The following is a 15,810-nucleotide window of genomic DNA, read 5'->3' as shown; positions in this document are numbered from 1 at the left end:
CTTACATAGCGTGGCGAATGGTCCGCTTTTTCTCTTTTTCCTGAACGAGTTTTTTCTCTTCGGTCTGGACCTGTGACTGCTGCTGTTTTTTATTCAGCTGGTCAGCAATGACGGCTTTCAACTGCATCGCCACACCTTCCCGGCCAAGAGAACTATTTACGGCCAGATCGTTAAAGTCAGTGTAACGATCAGCGCGGCGAATAATATCAAGCTGCTTTTCCGATAGTTGCGCTGCCTGCAGTACCTTCACTTCGGCATCCGGGAGTGGCTTATCACCGCTCGTATGAGCCTCCAGTTTGCGCGAGGCGGTCTGGTGAGCAAGATACGCCGCCGGTTTAATCTGGCTGAGTTCGTCTTTCCCAGGTACTTCACCTTTAGCAAATACCGGGAACACCGCCACACCGCCGACAGCTTTCGCTGTCTCCAGCGCCTTTTCCCTGCCAACGTTTACACTGGCCTTATCCTTTACCTTCATTTTGCATGACTGAGAAATATCATCATCACCGGCAATGATGATTGGCTTATCGGGGTAGGCTTCTTTAAGTGCTTTAGCGACAGGTTCCAGATTACCTGAATCGAAGGCGGCGACCGTTGGCATATTAGTAGCCTCTGTGATGCTCCCTGCCGTTGCGTAACCTTCGGCCACGATCAGCACCGGGGATTCTTTAAGCGCGTCCAGCCCGCCAACGACATGGAAACATCCCTCTTTACGGGCGTTCTTGGCAAAACGTTTTGTGCCGTCCTCGTTGATGTACTGCATGGTCCATTGCTTACCCTGGACATCATAAGCAGGGATAAAGGTTTTCTGCCCTTCCTTGTCAGTGAACACGCCTTTATGCACCTGCAGCCCTTTTTTCTCCAGGTAAGCAGTTTGCTGCTGAGGTTCATTAAGTTTGGCGAGCTGCTTTTCAACACGCTTTGCAGAGGACTCATGGTCTTTTTGCTGCTGTGCCGCTTTTTCGGCCTGTTTCTGAGCTGCCTGCGCCCGCAGGAGCGCTTTTTCTTCGTCGGACTGCACATATCCCTTGGAAGACCAGCGTAACTCTTCTTTAGTGCGGTTGTTCTGCATAAAGCCTGCAGGATGGCCGTCAGTGTGGATGATATAAAAACCTGACTTCTCCCCTTTCTTGTCACCCTCTACTGTGATCCGATGCTTCTCACCATCCATAATTGGATGCTTCTGGCCCCGGTCAGTATCGGCATCGAGGATGCACCCAATATCTTTCAACGCGGTTTCCACTTCCTCCTGCAGCGTCATTGCCGGTGACTGCTCGATCACTACGTTTTCAGGTTTCCACTTCGCCAGTTTTTGCATATCAGCCCCGGCTTCGGCGTACCAGGTTTTTTTCTCTTTGTCCCATTTAGCGCCAGCTGCTTTAGCTTCTGCACGGTCTTTGTAAGGGACGGCCAGATCCTGACGCTCACCCACTTCCGGCGTTACGTCTTTCACAGATGCAACCGGCGTATTTTTTTCTGCAGCTGCAGCTGGCTCACCGCTCCATTTTGCAAATTTATCAAGAGATACGCCTTTTGGTACAAACCAGGTCTGTTCGGTTCGATCCCATTTAGCCCCAAGCGCTTTGGCTTCATTGCGTTCTTTGTAGGGTACATTGATTGGGGTATTTTCCTGCGCAACATTCAGGCTGAATTCCGGGAGAACTCGCCCGCCGTCTTCACCAAGGAAAACAGCCTCATTATCGCCCGGTTCCGGCCCCAGCGCATCCAGAGCGCGTTTCATTTCATCCGGGCTGTCAGCACCCTCCATCAGGCTTTCAACACGGTCCTGATACCATTCCTGCGCTTCTCCTGGCGGGAGTACGCTAATCTCATCATCAGGCTTGATAACACCTTGCGTTAAGGCTGCTTTTTCTGCCTCAAGCGTTTGGTAAAAATTGTTCTGCAGGTCATTCAGATCGACCTGACCGTTATCGATAAGACGTGAGTCATAAATTGAACGGTTATCCCCTTCGTTAACGGCGGCCAGCGCCTTAACCGCGCTGTTGGTCTGCATGATGATATTCACATGCTCATTCTGGCCGGGATTTTCCACAATGGTATATTTCGGCTCAGGCAGGAGGGTTAATGCTAAATCAAGCTCACGATATGCGCTCTTAATTTTGTCCTGAGCCTCATTCCAGTTCTGACTGAATGAAGAATGAAATTCGCTGTTACGCTTCCAGAAATCACTATCCTGATTGCTGTTCTGCGCATCAAAGAGGACGTTACGCGATAGTGTAAGCTGGCGACGGTTCATATTCTGGACGTGCTTAGAAAGGCCACTATCGAGATTAGAAAGAATGAATTTCTCAGCACGATACTGCCGCTGCTGTTCGGGTGTAACAGACGTTTCAGGTTTAGTGCTCATATTGATGCGCCCCGTTTCGATGGCGTCAGCATGCCGCTTAATGTTTTCCTTCAGCTGTTCTTGTAGTTCCTTGGGAAGCGCTGGCTTGTTAAATAATTCTGCCCTCTTCCTTTCACGATAAACCTCAAGGGATTCCTCTTCTGACGCAGGCGCTGCGGAAGATTCTCCATTAGGTTTTGACGCCAGAAAACTGGAATTAGGCCACCAGTTTTTAGGAAACTTAACGTCCTGCGGTAATTCTCGCGGGTCGCCACTGATATTTTCAATCTGACTCTGAACCTTTTTAGCCGCTAAAGTCAGGTTGTTATCTATGCTGGCGAAAGCGGTTTTAAGGGCATTACTTTGCCATTCATTATCAGAAGAGAATCCCGTTCCGGGTACACGTTCATCACCGATATACGTCAACGCTTTTCCGCGCCCAACCACATCAGTATGAACAGGAATAGTATTGCCGTTACTGTCTTCGTAGTTAACACGAATGGTTTCTTCGCCCAGCTCACCAGTGCCACGACTGTAATAGGTAACGTAACCAGCTTCCTCCGCTGTCTGCTCCAGAGTCATGAAAGTGAAATGGTAAAGTTGCACTGTTTCAGCATCGAAAATCTGCGGGTTAGTCAGCCGCTGTACCTCGGCCAAGACCTCATTATGCTCTTTTACGCGCTGCTCTGTTTCCAGCGTTACCGGTTGTTCCTGTGTCCTCTGCTGTTCAAGGCCCAGCACGAAGCCCTGGATTTTTTCAGCGTCAGCTGCAGCACGGAAAATCTCCAGCGGATCATCCTGCAAGGCTTTAATCCAGGATTTAACATAGGCGACATGCTGAGAAGGGTCATGACCTATTCCCAGCTCATCGCCCATGATCATGCTGGCAATTTCTGCGCGAAGTTCCTCTTTGGCGTAACCTTCACTACCAAAAGGATGGGCCAGATCACGATCAAGGCGTGAGGCGTGACCGGTCCAGTGGCCCAGCTCATGAAGTGCAGTGGCATAGTAACGGTCGGCACTTGGAAAAGCGGCCTGCTGCGGTAAGTGAATACTGTCTGTAGACATGCGGTAAAAAGCGCGGTCTACCTGGTCATGTGAGATTTTCGCGCCAGAGGCTTCAAGAATGGATTCGGCACGTTCAATGCTGTTCCAGCTCTTATCCTGGCGAACGGCCATTGGTGGAAGACCGTCAATCTGCTCCGCATTAAACACTGAGGCGATAAATACTTTCGGACGCTCCAGCTGGACGGTTTCCTTTACCGGCTTATCATCTTTATCGAGCACAATGCTACCATCATCGTTGCGCTTGATACGTTCCTCAGTGAATTTCCAGTATTGGACATGCGTACTTTTTTCGCCTTTCCTCACCTGCGCACCTGCAGCTGTCGCCTGCTTATAGGTCATCCAGCGCTGATCGCTGTAACCCTGCGCCATAAGGTGAATAGCGTTAATGCCCTTATAGCGTTTACCGGTGGTAGGGTTCATGGGAAGAGCGGCACCTGGTGCGCCCGGATTCCATGGCTTCTGCCATGGCGCCGTACCCTCTTTGAGCTGGGCTATCAGGTTTTCAGCCACAATCTCATGAAATGGTTTTTTCGCTTTAGCTTCTGCCATGGTCGTTACTCCGCATCAAAAGCACTTTCATATGCGTCACGCGCATTCAGTGCATCATCTTCGAACGCTCCCGCAAGATCAGCTTCATCCGGGGAAAACTCGGCTACATATCCCGGTGTCATCAAATCGCGATATTTGTCCTGTATTGCGTCGTTAACATCAGGGCGAATTACTGCGTTAGTGTCAGTCATATACTGCCTCCACGATTAAGCGCGTTTTACGGGGTTATAGTTCGGACTACCTTTAATATCCGGGTAAGACTCCTTACAGGTGGGATAACCGCTGCAGGACCAGAAGTGACCGGCTTTTTTGGACGGACGGCGAATAAGCCCTTTACCGCATACCTTGCATTTGTACTTGTCAGAAATTTGCACACCACCGGCAACTTTGATAGCTCCAGCGTTAATAACCTTAATCTGATCTCGTACAAATTTTTCCTGCATCTTCACAAAGGAATCAACGTCACGTTTGCCCTGCTCAATTTCCAGCAACATACGTTCGTTGATTGCTGTCATGACCGGGCTTTTAACCAGTTCTGGCAGAATGGCTATCAGCCCCCTTCCCAGCCTGGTACTGATAATGTCTTTGCCTTTGTTTTCGATAAAGCCACGTTTCTTTAACTCGGCAACGATTGTGGCGCGGGTAGCTGATGTACCGATACCATCACCTTCACGCAGTAATTTTTTCTGCGCCGGGTCTTCAACGTATTTATGAATATTTTCCATTGCGGTGTTGAGCGTACCGTCATTAAAGCGACGTGGCGCTTTAGTTTTGGCATCCTGACGCTGTGCCTGAGCACAAACAATTTCGTCACCATTTTTCATTGATGGAAGAGACTGTTCAGACTCATTTTCTTCGTCTTCATCCTCTCCATCTGAATAAACGTCTTTCCACCCGTTTTTAGTGGTTACGCGGCCACCGGCCCCAAACGTTTCACCATTAACATCAATAATAATTGTCGTCGCTTTATATTCATGCACTGGATAAAACTGAGCCAGATATGTTCTTACAATGAGATCGTAAATATTACGCTCTTCTGGCGTAAGCCTCTCAACGTTACCTTTGTGCATCGTTGGAATAATGCCGTGATGCGCTGTAACCTTAGAGTCATCAAAAGTTTTTGATTTTACTTTCGGATCAGCTTTATCGATTAGGGCAGCTATTCCCGGATAAGTAACCCGAAGAGAAGCCAGAATTTGAGGCGCATCTGCGTGTTGAGATTCAGGTAAATAAGAGCTATCAGAACGTGGATAACTGGTAAGTTTATGCGTTTCATAAAGAGACTGACATATAGCCAGCACTTGCTCACCGGAATAACCAAACTTGCTTGAAGCAACACTTGTTATACCGCCAAGAGAATAGGCTTTAGGGTGATATTTTTTCTTAGGCTCTTGCTTATACTCCACAACCTTACCGGTTTTCCCGGTTAAAGCTGCGACTAACTTGTCGGCTTCTTTTGTGTCAATCAGCCTTCCCTCAGAATCAAGACCAGGCTGATCTTCTCTGGCCTGCCATCCCGCAACAAACGCCCCTTTATCATGTTTAAAGACAGCTTTGATATTGTGATACGGAATTGGTTTGAAGTTTTCAATTTCAAGATCGCGGGCAACAACAAGCGCCAGCGTTGGTGTCTGAACTCGCCCGACCGTCAACAGAACACGCGAGCCACCACGCGCTGCCGACAACGTGAATCCTCTTGAAAGGTTCATGCCAACCAACCAGTCAGCCCGGCCACGCGCAAGAGCTGCACGACCAAAATTCACATATTTATCGTTGCTCTCCAGACCTTTCAGCGCCCTGGTAACACTTACCGTATCGTTCGCATTACACCAGTAACGCAGGACCGGTTTAGTGCATCCCATGTCATCAAGAATTTCATCAACCAGTAACTGCCCCTCACGATCCGGGTCGCCAGCATTAACAATAGTGTCAGCCCGCTCTACCAAATGCCGGATGGTTTTCAGCTGTTTCTCAGCATCTTCACGAGGGTTAATAATCCACTTTTCCGGGATAATTGGCAGATCATCTTCTCGCCAGATTTTTTTGCCGCTCTCATTGCGCGGCACATTATCTGGTGTATACACATCCGGTTCGGCCTGCTCATACATGTGACCAAAACACCAGGTCACATAGTCACTACCGCACTCAATGTAACCGTCTTTTTTATTCGTTGCGCCTAATATTTCAGCGATGGCTTTTGCAACACTTGGTTTTTCTGCAATGAATACTCTCATTTGACACTCCCTATTTCTGCCATAAGCACTTTAATTTCTTCACTATCAGGGATACATGAATTAACTTTATTTAATTCAAAACTGAAAACATCAAGAATGAATAGAGCGGACTCCAGATCCTGTATCAATTGATGTTTATCAAGACAATCTTCAATTGCGTACTGTGATATATGTTCAATCACATCAGCGGAGCGATGACAAACAGTGATAATTTCACTTCGCCTTTTTGTATCTTCACACTCTGATAAATTACCCAAAAGCGCCTCAGCAATGAGACTGCGATAACGAATAGTTTTCAAAGCATACATAATGAGATTATTCATACGGTATTACCCTCATTCGAAGAATCCGTAAGACAATCCGGTTTTTTCGGAAAAGGGCGTGGGTACGGTTTACCAGCAGTAAGGTTATAGGTTCGATTTTCCACACCAGAAACCTCCGCCAACTTACTTAAAAATTCATCCTGAGATTCAATCCAGCCACGAATCCAGGAACATTCATCCATAAGCTCTGGCGTTTTTTCATATAACAATTCGAGTAGCTCGCGATTCTCATCAATTCGTTTAAAAATACCCCGATTGTTTTTTGAAATAACATTTTCCAGTGCTTCTAACTTCTCCTTCTCCGCACTCTGATGAAATAATCCCATATCAATTCCCCTATTCTTTTTACCAGGTCATTACAGGTAATACCGTAGAAATAATCTGTGACTTTGTGACCGCGCCGAAGTATCTCCCGTCAAATGATGATGCGCTGCGGTCAGTCATCAGCAACAGTTCAGATTTACCCAACGTGTACACTTCACGAATGGCGGGCAGTTTACGCCCGCCCGGATCAGCACTTAACGGCTTGCTGTAAGGCAATAACTGTCCATTGACGTAAACACCATCATCACGAAAAGCGACTTCATCGCCTTTAGCCGCTAAAATCCGCTTCATCATCTCGCCATACCCCCCAGGACAAAAGCCGCTGCCGATGTAACCGCGCTTCTGTGCCAGGGAGAAAATAGCCTTTTCAGGCGGGCAGAAAATTACATAGTCGCCCTTCTCTGGCGCTTTCTGGCTGATTTTGTACAAGCCAACAGGGATACTTTTCGTGGTATTGATGCGTAACCCGGCGGCATATCCAAGGCCACACACAACTGCACCAATCAATGAAGCTGAAATAACACCAATGGCAGCGTACCGGGTCACTTTTTTCATATTGCGATAGCCTCATTACTGGCGTCATCATTCGCAGCAGCTGCGGCGCGAATACGGTCGGTAGTTTTTGGCTCAGGTACTGAGGCACGAAGCGAGAAAATTTCATCCTGGAAGAACAACGGCTGTTTTCCATAAATGGCCGGGAACCCTGCCACGTAAACCACCATGTCGCCGCGCTCGGTGATCAGACCTTCTGCATTCTTTTTAGGTCCAGGCATACGCAGGCATTCGTCCACAGTCAGCAGCGGGCGCTGTACTTCCTGCATGGTTTTGGACACGCCACCCAGTATCGCGCTGGCACGTTTCCCGCTGGTTGTGATCTGCTCTTTGATAACCGTTGTCTGCCCGGTCAGCTTAGAAAGGTGCTCGGCTGTCTCGGTACGGTTAGGTGGGTATGCGTTCTGCACATGGCAGTTCGAGGTGATTGTTTCATCCGGCCCGTAACCTGTCTCACGGCTACGCAGCTGGTTAATATCCTGACAGATGAGGTAGAACTTGATGCCGTAACCCGCAAGGAAGGCCAGCGATTCCTGAATGATTTCGAGTTTACCCAGGCTTGGGAACTCATCGATCATAGCCAGAAGACGATGTTTGTAGGTTTTCTTCGTCTGTACTCTTTTGGTTCCCTGGACAGAAAAACCAAACGCCTGTTTAAAGCGCTGCCACAGCGTAAGGTTGTTATTGACGCGCTCAAACTCCATCTTATCGGCCAGCAAGCGAACAATCATGTTCAGCATGATTCGTACCAGCGGGCGCAGACGAGCTTTATCGTTTGGCTGAGTGACGATGTACAGGGAAACCGGATCGTCATGGTTCATCAGGTCTTTAATTTTAAAATGTGACTCGCTGACGTTGCGGGCCACAACCGGATCACGGAAAAGGGCGAGGTAAGATTTTGCAGTAGACAGCACGGAACCGGCTTCCTCTTCCGGGCGGTCCATCATGTCTCGGCCAGCTGCACCCACAACCGGATGATTCTCGCCGTTTACGTGGCCGTATTGCGTCATTTCCATCCACAGTTCCCCAGCCCCTCTTTCCGGGTCGGCCATGATGGAATCAACATACGGAAGCGTTGCTGGCGTACCATCATTTTTGTGCTTGTAAAGTACATGGAGGATCACACCAACTAAAAGCGCCTGTGATGTTTTCTGCCAGTGGTCGTTCAGCCCTTTACCGTCCGGGTCAACTATCAGCGTGGCAAGGTTCTGAACGTCGCCAACTTCGTTTTCAGTACCCACACGGATTTCATCGAGAGGATTCCAGGCGACGGAACCATTGGCAGCTGCAGGTTCGAATTTCAGACACAGATTCTTGGCGTATTCTTTACGCCAGCCCGCCGTCATCGCCCACAGTTCACCTTTAAGGTCAGCCACTACCGTTGAATGTTTCCAGGAAAGCAAGGTGGGAACAACCAGGCCGACACCTTTACCCGAACGGGTAGGTGCATATGTCAGAACGTGCTCCGGGCCGTTGTGACGCAGATACTGCAGCTGGCCGTTTTTGTCTTCCCATGCGCCAACGTAAACCCCTTCATCATTCCCCAGCAGGCCAGCAGCTTTAATATCCTGCTCGTCAGCCCATCTTGCAGAACCATGAAGATATTCATTCGCCTTGGATGAGTTTGCTTTCATCATACTTGTCAGTGCAGTCAGGACCAGACCACCGGCAGCGACCGTAGCCCCGACACTGCCAGCTGCAAAAAACGCATCAGGTAAACGGTCATGCCATGCTGAATACCATTTGAAATAGGACCACGGCGCGTAGATGTGATTGAAGTTTGGCCCCAGCAGTTCCTGATAATTAAAGCTGTAAGCGAAATACTGTGTGGCAGCCTGGATGCCAGCCGCCAGTGAAGTGATGGCCATCGCCGGGATCAGTTTCCCTCTCGCAGTTTTCTTTTTATTACGGACCTGCGGCCCTACAGCGTTATTAGGCTTTCTCATTGGCTTCCTCTTTTATCTTCCAGTCATCATGGGTGACATCCATTACTACGACTGAATCCGGCCATGATGTTACAAGTGGGATCACTATCCCCACTCCTTTAGGGGATTCACACAACACCGGTGTTGATTCTTTTTCTTTCATCGACTTCTTCCTTTCGTTGTCCTTACTGAACCGGAAGGGGTCAGTGTGACCGACTCCCCGACTTTAAGATTGCTCAGTCTCCGGGCGGTGTAATCGCTGACAGGCATAACAACAATTTCATCATCCCGTTTTAGCAGGGCTAACGTTTCCAGCCCGCTTTTACGTTGGCCTGCATACTCAAACAGACCTTTATCAGTAGAATTATACCCTCTATGTTTCGGTATATCGAACCCTTTAAGGCGTTTTTGCTCACGTTCATTGATATATTTTTCAGCACTACTCAGCGGTTTCTTAACCTCAGCAGGCGTTGTTATTCCTCCTGCCCCAGCCATATCCCGTCGCAGTTGATCAGCACGTTCGGCTGTTTTGTGCTCCAGCTGGTCAGAAACATTACCCTGCAGTAACACTTCACTTCCTCCGGCGATGCGAACCATACCGAGTTCGGACATTGCTCGCAGACGGTTTTTTGCTGTGGGCGGCGGCTGGCGTCCAGGTCGCGCAACGTTGGGCTTACTATGTCCTCGTTCGCCATTTGGTTCGGCTGCTCGACTTCTCCCTGTACGGGTGTCATCACTCCTTCCTGGCTGGCTTCCTGCTGTAGTAACAGCATCGCCTGTGCCAGTTCGTCTTCCGCTGCTGCTGGTTCCATATCCGTTTCCGGCATCAGCGGAGGTGCTTCGTCCTGTGAATCCTGGCTCATTTGCCCCAGTAGCATTTCCAGTGCCGCTTCGTTCTCGTCCTGCATCGGTTCGTTCTGTTCCGGCATATCTTTGTCGTCTTTGCTCATTGTCTTTTTCCTCATTCATTCGGATAAATTTTTCAATCCGATCTCTGGTTGCGTAAGGACCGACAAACCAGGATTTCTTTTCGGTGTCCCACATAGCCCCGGCTTGTCGGGCTTTGCCTCGTTGCTCAAAGGGAATGTGGATGTATTCACGTTCGCGGGCCGCTTTTTTAGTCAGAATTTGTCTCAGCTTTTCCAGTTCAGGATCGGCAAATGACACGTTCAGCTCACGCGCAGCGGCTACCGCTACGATGCGTTTTTTAAACTCAAAACTGCCGTTAACGGTGAGTTTGTCTCCGTAACGGTGTTTAGCCATAAGCAGTGCGGCATGAAGACCGTCATCTCCGGCATCGCGGGATACATCCAGACGTTTACCACCGTCACGGATAGCACTCTCTCCCACGCGGTAAATAATCGTCCCTTCCTTCGTTACGCTGTCCGGTTTCAGTCCAGGGATACGGCCATCTTTTTTGACTTTATCGCCATGCAGAATGTTGGCCTCTTTTCGGGCCTGCTGTGCATTCCGCTGGCGTAAAGTTTTCAGCGCTTCATCATCACCACCTGCGGCTTTGAACTGCAGCCAGTCAGCCCATGTACGGCGTTTATGAATGTCATAAGCTGCCTGTCGGTCTTTTTTATAAATGGCATTTGCCCGTTCAAGTTCTTCCCCAAGTGCCTTACTTGCCAGACCATATAAATAGCGTTTATTCACGCCCGGCCCTTTCAGTAACTTGATAGCTGCTCGCTTTAACCGGCCTGACCTTTTGGCGTTTTCAATGAGGCGATCACGTTTAACCTTTGCCAGGCGTAGTGCTTCGTTACGGGCAGCTGTAAGCCGTTGCTGTTCACTCTGGTAGCGCCCGTAAAGAGCTGAGGTACTTGCCCCCTGAGAACCCAGCGGTTTGCCCTCGTAGCGTTTACCACTGTTAATCTGCATAACGGGAACATCGCCAAGGTTAACCTGTCGGTTTTCACGCATTGGAGGCGGGCGATCTCCGGGCCGCTTAACGTGTGCAGCTGAACCGAATCGCTGTTTAATCGCTTCCGGGGAAGGTCTGGAAGGTTTCGTGTCGGGTACGGAAGACTCAAACGAGCCTAATTTCTTTTCAAGCGCTGCGCGGGATAGTGAGCGATCTACAGAGCTGGCTTTTACAGCAAGGCCATCGGGACCAGTAATAACGAATCCATTTCCTTTCTGGCGTAACTCAAGCCCATTCTGGCGCATTGCCTGATGTAACTCTTGCCAGTTAGCCGCACTCTTTAATTGATCTGCGCACTCCCTCTTTATCCAGCCAAGCAAACTTTCTCTGCCGGAATGCCTTTCCATATCTGCCGCATTATTTTCAGATCGCGTTTTACTTGCCCGATGATTGTCGCTTTCAAGGCCAAATTCCTTTTCGAGTGCCAGGCATACCGCTGAACGGGTTTTGTAATCGTTGTAGGGGGTATGAATGTTGTGAGTTTGTGGATGGATTTTATTTATAGCGATATGGATATGCACATTATCAGTGTCGTAATGAACAGCACTGACACGCTGATGATCGGCATATCCCATAGCCTCGCAGATACGTTCTTCTGCAGCGTCCAGAACCTCCTGTGACGGTTTTTCTCCAGGACGGAAGGAAATGACAAGGTGATAAGTCTTGTCGCCCTCAGAGCGCGTGTTACGCCGCTGTGTTGGCTCTATATCATAGCGGGCTGCATCAAGAATGTTTTCCTGATGACAGTTCGTAACCTTAATAACGCCCACGCGCTCCTGTTTGCTTTGCGGGTCTTGCAGATACTTTGCAAGCTCAACAAAACTACTTTTCTTAACATTACGCATTGGGATGTGACGCGAAATCACGATGCCCCCTGGATTTTAGCCGCTAAAATCATTTGCTCAGTATCCTGTCCATTACTGTGCGTAGCTCGTTTTGGGTTGACTCGATTTTTCCCAAAAGAGTTTTGATCAGCGATGCGGAAAAATTACGGGTTCTCTCGTCATTGGAAAGCCACAACTTAAGCAATCCCCCAAGTCGGCCTAAGTCACCATTTACCCGACTCAGCTCCTGAACCTGTTCAATATCAACCATGGATTCCACTTCATAACCCATTCCAACCTTACGCAGAAATGCCGCTGTACTCAGACCAGCGGCATCTGCGTTGCGCTTAATGATTGCTTCTTCTTCTGGCAGAACTGGCACACGAATGTGCTTGCCATGTTTACGTGTAGTTTTCACTTGTTCCGTCATTTGACCTCACTCGCGGCGGTAGCCGCGTAGCCTCGCAGAGCAGGACTCCCCTTGAGAATCGAAGATGCGAATAAGGGGAGAGTAAAGTTTGATAACCTGTTTACAGGTTAGCTAACTTTACATGTCCTGCCCGGCTTTCGCCGGTGTTTACGCCAAGGAAAGTCTACACAAAGAAAAGTGGAATGTCGTGTTTTTTGGTGCAAAACTGTGGATATAACGAAAAAACGGCGTTACTATGCCGCATACACCGGAAAACCAACGTTTTCCGGGCGGTTTACAACTGTTATCCTGCTCAAATACACACGGAAATACACAGAAATACCTCATAAATACACACGCAGGTTATCGGATGGGAAAAGACTATTTAACTGACCTACAGGAGTGGGTTAAGCAGAAAAAGGGGCTGAACGGCAAGAGTGCAAACAGCGCGAGGGTAGTCTTCCTGGCAATCCGGGAAGACGTCAAAAACGCGATTGAAGCCGGTTACTCTCTTACAACGATATGGGAACACATGCACGAAACTGGTCGTGTTAATACCACATACGAAACTTTTCGTCGGCATGTCCGGCGATACATAGATGAGCGAAAACGTGCAGCTGCTGTTAGCGAAAGTACACCTGCTGGAGCGGTGGTAAAGAAAGAAAGCCAACAAGCCGGACTGTCACCAAAGAAAGAAAACGTGATCCCGGAGAGAACGCCGGTCAAAAGAGAGCCGCCTACGAATACCGGCAGTCAGCTGCCAACTTTTAATTTTAATCCTGGAAAAAAGAAGGGGACTAACTAATGCCTACTGCAGACAAAAATAAAAAACAAAGTGAAGCTGAATCAGTGCCGGTACGCCATGCTGTTCACAGCGCCCAGCAAGGAAAAGGTGGTTGTGGTAAATCCGTTAGTACCGCTTTGCTGGGAATGTACAAGATTAGCAAAGGTGAACTACCGCTGTGCATCGATACCGATCCGCTCAATCCGACATTCTCTAATTATGAAAAACTGAACGTCCGACAGCTGAACATCATGGAAGGTGATGAAATTAATCAGCGCAAACTGGATACCCTCATCCAGTGGATTGATGAAGCCGGTGACAGGGACGTTATTATCGATAACGGCGCTCCGTCATTTATTCCGTTATCAAGTTATATGATTAGCCAGCAAATCCCCGCCCTGCTTTATGAAATGGGTAAACAGCTTGTCATTCATATCTCGATTGTGGGGGGGCAGGCACATGATTACACCGTCGAGGGGTTCAAGGCCATGGTGGAGCAGTATCCGTCAGAAACCCGTTTTGTTGTCTGGCTTAACCCGTATTGGGGCGCGGTGGAATCCGATCAGGGAGTGCCATTCGAAGAATCAGAAGCGTACCTGATGAATAAAGACAAGGTGGATGCGCTTATCCGGTTGCCTACGCTCAAAAAAGAGTTACACGGCCAGGACTTTGCCGACATGCTGGAAAATTACAAGACCTTCGATGAGGCCATTGAAGATAAATCATTATCTATTATGGTTCGCCAGCGTCTGAAACAGGTTCGCGCCCTTGTTTTCGAACAGCTTGATTTAGCAACGGTGATCTGATGGATGATAAGACGGAAGAACTCATTGCGCTCATTGCTAAAAAGCATGGTATAGCACTGGATGAAACCGATCCGATTATGGTCGTTCCTACCCTGCTTCGGTATTTGCTGGATGAAAGCCAGGAGAAACAGGGAGAAATTCTGGATGAGTTTAAATCCGAGCTACAAAGCGCCCTGATGCAATGGGATTACAGCGCGAAGGATAAGGCTGACCGTATCCTTAACGCCGCGCTAAAGGCCAATACGGAAGTAATGGAGCGTGTTTTGACATCTGCAGCTACAGAAACCGCTGCCATAATCAGAAAAGAAGTTCAGGACGAGATCAGAAAATCGCGGTCGCACATAGAAGGGGCAAGAAAACTTGCCATGATGAATATGGCGGCGGCGGTGATCACCTTAATGGCTGCAGCCGTCGCATTCATTGCAACATTTTACAAGTGACTATTAGCCGCTAACTTTTAGCGGCTAAAAAATCCTGGGAGAATAGTTAAATGCAAAACGTGTCAATGATGGAAGAAACACTGCGTAAAATGAGAAAACATGGTAGCCAGACTATCGAAGTAACACAGTCTCTGGAAGCCTTTGGCCGCTATAAACCCCGCCCTGCTTTCCAGGACTGGATCTACCGTTTGAAGAAAGGCGAACGCTTACCACGGGGCCGTTACTTTGTAGGCAAAAAACCAGGTCGCCCATTTCAAATCATCGACGAGGTTCTTTACCGTTAGTGAGCTATTTTTGTCACCCTGTAGGTTCGGTGTAGTGACAACGTAACGAAAATTAATTTTAGCGGCTAAAATTGGCGGGTTTTGTTTAGCTAAAAGATATTGCATTATCGCACTTGATGTTATATGTTTACTTCATGGTCTGGCGAGGTTTAGGCAACCTCCCTGTAAGGCGGGAAAGCGGAATGCAGCCTATGTAGTCAGATCGCGAAGTTTGTTGTAGCGTGCCTTATCGCCAACCGGCCTGAACCCCGTTTATCGGGGTTTCGCTGTTTTTGGGGGGTAGGAATTGTTGCGGAAAAAAAATCCCCGCATGACGGGGATTCTGTAGCTGATCAAGTTATTGTTCTTGTAAGGCTCAGACCATTCCCTTTACTTAGTGATGGAGCCTGCTCTCTTTGTAGCTTTTCTTTCTGTTCTTTCGCCTGCTTCCGCATGAGATTCTCATGCGCTCGCTGTGCGGCCCGCATTTCATCCCATCCTTCGGCAAGCTCTGGTTTATCATGCCGCACTTTGGCCGTCGCCAGTTCGTGTATACGCGGGCCATGTAACCCCATCCCGTCATGAATCTCTTTGACAGTTTCCAGCCGGTTCTGCAGGCGACTCAGCAATGACTGTTGTTGTTGTACCTGCGACTGCCATTTTGCCTTCTGGCCGGGCAGAGCCAAAAACCCAGGCTGACGACTCATCATCTGCTGCAGAACCGCCTCCTGCTTGTCTATCAGCGATTCCAGCCGGTTTTCAAGGTTTTCTGCCTGCGTTTCTTTATCCGCTACTGCCGCCTCTACCGCATCCTTATATTCCTGCTCGATGTTACCGGCGTCAGTTTGCGAATCCTGTAAATGGGATGGGTCATTGATCAACTGCTGCTGCTCGTCATGCAGCTGCTGTACCTGTTCCTGGATATTTACAGCTTCCGACTCTGCGATAAGATCAGGTTTAATATCAGGCTGCTGACGAGGGGGGGAGGTATCCCGGACCGCGCCGGGATTTTTAAATGGGGTAGTTGGCTTCATCCGG

The 15,810-nt window shown here is 48.8% G+C and carries 15 protein-coding genes; 4 read left to right on the top strand and 11 right to left on the bottom strand.

The window, feature by feature from the left end; translation table 11 throughout:
* Nucleotide 1: 1 nt before the first annotated feature.
* Genes ACLHV9_RS27550 through traJ form a run of 10 tightly spaced genes read right to left on the bottom strand, consistent with a single transcriptional unit; the run spans nucleotide 2 to nucleotide 12,500 of the window.
* Nucleotides 2-3,961: a zincin-like metallopeptidase domain-containing protein gene (locus tag ACLHV9_RS27550; RefSeq protein WP_109885645.1), complete on the bottom strand. Its 3,960-nt coding sequence runs from the start codon at nucleotides 3,959-3,961 to the stop codon at nucleotides 2-4.
* A 5-nt stretch (nucleotides 3,962-3,966) separates the two neighbouring features.
* A complete protein-coding gene (locus ACLHV9_RS27545) occupies nucleotides 3,967-4,152 on the bottom strand; it encodes a hypothetical protein (RefSeq protein WP_004196216.1) in 186 nt (61 codons plus the stop codon).
* A 15-nt stretch (nucleotides 4,153-4,167) separates the two neighbouring features.
* The gene (locus ACLHV9_RS27540) at nucleotides 4,168-6,195 is read right to left on the bottom strand and encodes a DNA topoisomerase 3 (protein WP_004196257.1); all 2,028 of its coding nucleotides are present in this window, start codon (nucleotides 6,193-6,195) and stop codon (nucleotides 4,168-4,170) included.
* Nucleotides 6,192-6,518 (bottom strand): hypothetical protein, encoded by a 327-nt coding sequence (locus ACLHV9_RS27535; RefSeq protein WP_004196186.1) that lies wholly within the window; start codon nucleotides 6,516-6,518, stop codon nucleotides 6,192-6,194. Before ACLHV9_RS27535 ends, ACLHV9_RS27540 begins: the two co-directional genes overlap by 4 nt.
* Nucleotides 6,515-6,844, bottom strand: coding sequence for a hypothetical protein (locus ACLHV9_RS27530; protein WP_004196188.1), 330 nt, complete (start codon nucleotides 6,842-6,844; stop codon nucleotides 6,515-6,517). Before ACLHV9_RS27530 ends, ACLHV9_RS27535 begins: the two co-directional genes overlap by 4 nt.
* 19 nt (nucleotides 6,845-6,863) lie before the next feature.
* Nucleotides 6,864-7,397, bottom strand: coding sequence for a conjugative transfer signal peptidase TraF (gene traF, locus ACLHV9_RS27525; RefSeq protein ID WP_004196194.1), 534 nt, complete (start codon nucleotides 7,395-7,397; stop codon nucleotides 6,864-6,866).
* Nucleotides 7,394-9,340: a type IV secretory system conjugative DNA transfer family protein gene (locus ACLHV9_RS27520; RefSeq protein ID WP_004196203.1), complete on the bottom strand. Its 1,947-nt coding sequence runs from the start codon at nucleotides 9,338-9,340 to the stop codon at nucleotides 7,394-7,396. The genes traF and ACLHV9_RS27520 overlap by 4 nt, the downstream gene beginning before the upstream one ends.
* On the bottom strand, nucleotides 9,327-9,482 hold the full coding sequence (locus ACLHV9_RS27515) for a type IV secretory system conjugative DNA transfer family protein (RefSeq protein WP_003019749.1): 156 nt from the start codon (nucleotides 9,480-9,482) through the stop codon (nucleotides 9,327-9,329). Before ACLHV9_RS27515 ends, ACLHV9_RS27520 begins: the two co-directional genes overlap by 14 nt.
* Nucleotides 9,479-12,112 (bottom strand): TraI/MobA(P) family conjugative relaxase, encoded by a 2,634-nt coding sequence (gene traI, locus ACLHV9_RS27510; RefSeq protein WP_149998658.1) that lies wholly within the window; start codon nucleotides 12,110-12,112, stop codon nucleotides 9,479-9,481. Before traI ends, ACLHV9_RS27515 begins: the two co-directional genes overlap by 4 nt.
* 28 nt (nucleotides 12,113-12,140) lie before the next feature.
* Nucleotides 12,141-12,500, bottom strand: coding sequence for a conjugal transfer transcriptional regulator TraJ (gene traJ / locus ACLHV9_RS27505; protein ID WP_003019745.1), 360 nt, complete (start codon nucleotides 12,498-12,500; stop codon nucleotides 12,141-12,143).
* Between the two features lie 349 nt (nucleotides 12,501-12,849).
* On the opposite strand from traJ, the gene ACLHV9_RS27500 reads away from it, so the two are divergent.
* The 4 genes from ACLHV9_RS27500 to ACLHV9_RS27485 are packed head-to-tail and all read left to right on the top strand — an operon-like array spanning nucleotide 12,850 to nucleotide 14,793.
* Nucleotides 12,850-13,284 (top strand): TraK family protein, encoded by a 435-nt coding sequence (locus ACLHV9_RS27500; protein WP_042932403.1) that lies wholly within the window; start codon nucleotides 12,850-12,852, stop codon nucleotides 13,282-13,284.
* Nucleotides 13,284-14,069 carry a conjugal transfer protein TraL gene (locus ACLHV9_RS27495; RefSeq protein WP_003019741.1) on the top strand — a complete coding sequence of 262 codons (786 nt, stop codon included), beginning with the start codon at nucleotides 13,284-13,286 and terminating at the stop codon, nucleotides 14,067-14,069. The genes ACLHV9_RS27500 and ACLHV9_RS27495 overlap by 1 nt, the downstream gene beginning before the upstream one ends.
* Nucleotides 14,069-14,509 (top strand): protein traM, encoded by a 441-nt coding sequence (locus tag ACLHV9_RS27490; protein ID WP_004196152.1) that lies wholly within the window; start codon nucleotides 14,069-14,071, stop codon nucleotides 14,507-14,509. Before ACLHV9_RS27495 ends, ACLHV9_RS27490 begins: the two co-directional genes overlap by 1 nt.
* A 50-nt stretch (nucleotides 14,510-14,559) precedes the next feature.
* Complete coding sequence (locus tag ACLHV9_RS27485) at nucleotides 14,560-14,793, top strand: hypothetical protein (protein WP_004196176.1); 234 nt, start codon at nucleotides 14,560-14,562, stop codon at nucleotides 14,791-14,793.
* 332 nt (nucleotides 14,794-15,125) lie between these two features.
* Here ACLHV9_RS27485 and ACLHV9_RS27480 read toward each other — a convergent pair whose 3' ends face one another.
* Nucleotides 15,126-15,806, bottom strand: coding sequence for an IncP plasmid survival protein KfrC family protein (locus tag ACLHV9_RS27480; protein ID WP_003019731.1), 681 nt, complete (start codon nucleotides 15,804-15,806; stop codon nucleotides 15,126-15,128).
* Nucleotides 15,807-15,810: the final 4 nt, after the last annotated feature.

It is taken from the genome of Enterobacter sp. CPE_E890 (assembly GCF_046521475.1).
GTDB lineage: Bacteria > Pseudomonadota > Gammaproteobacteria > Enterobacterales > Enterobacteriaceae > Enterobacter > Enterobacter adelaidei.
This window is presented reverse-complemented; position numbering and strand designations above follow the sequence as displayed.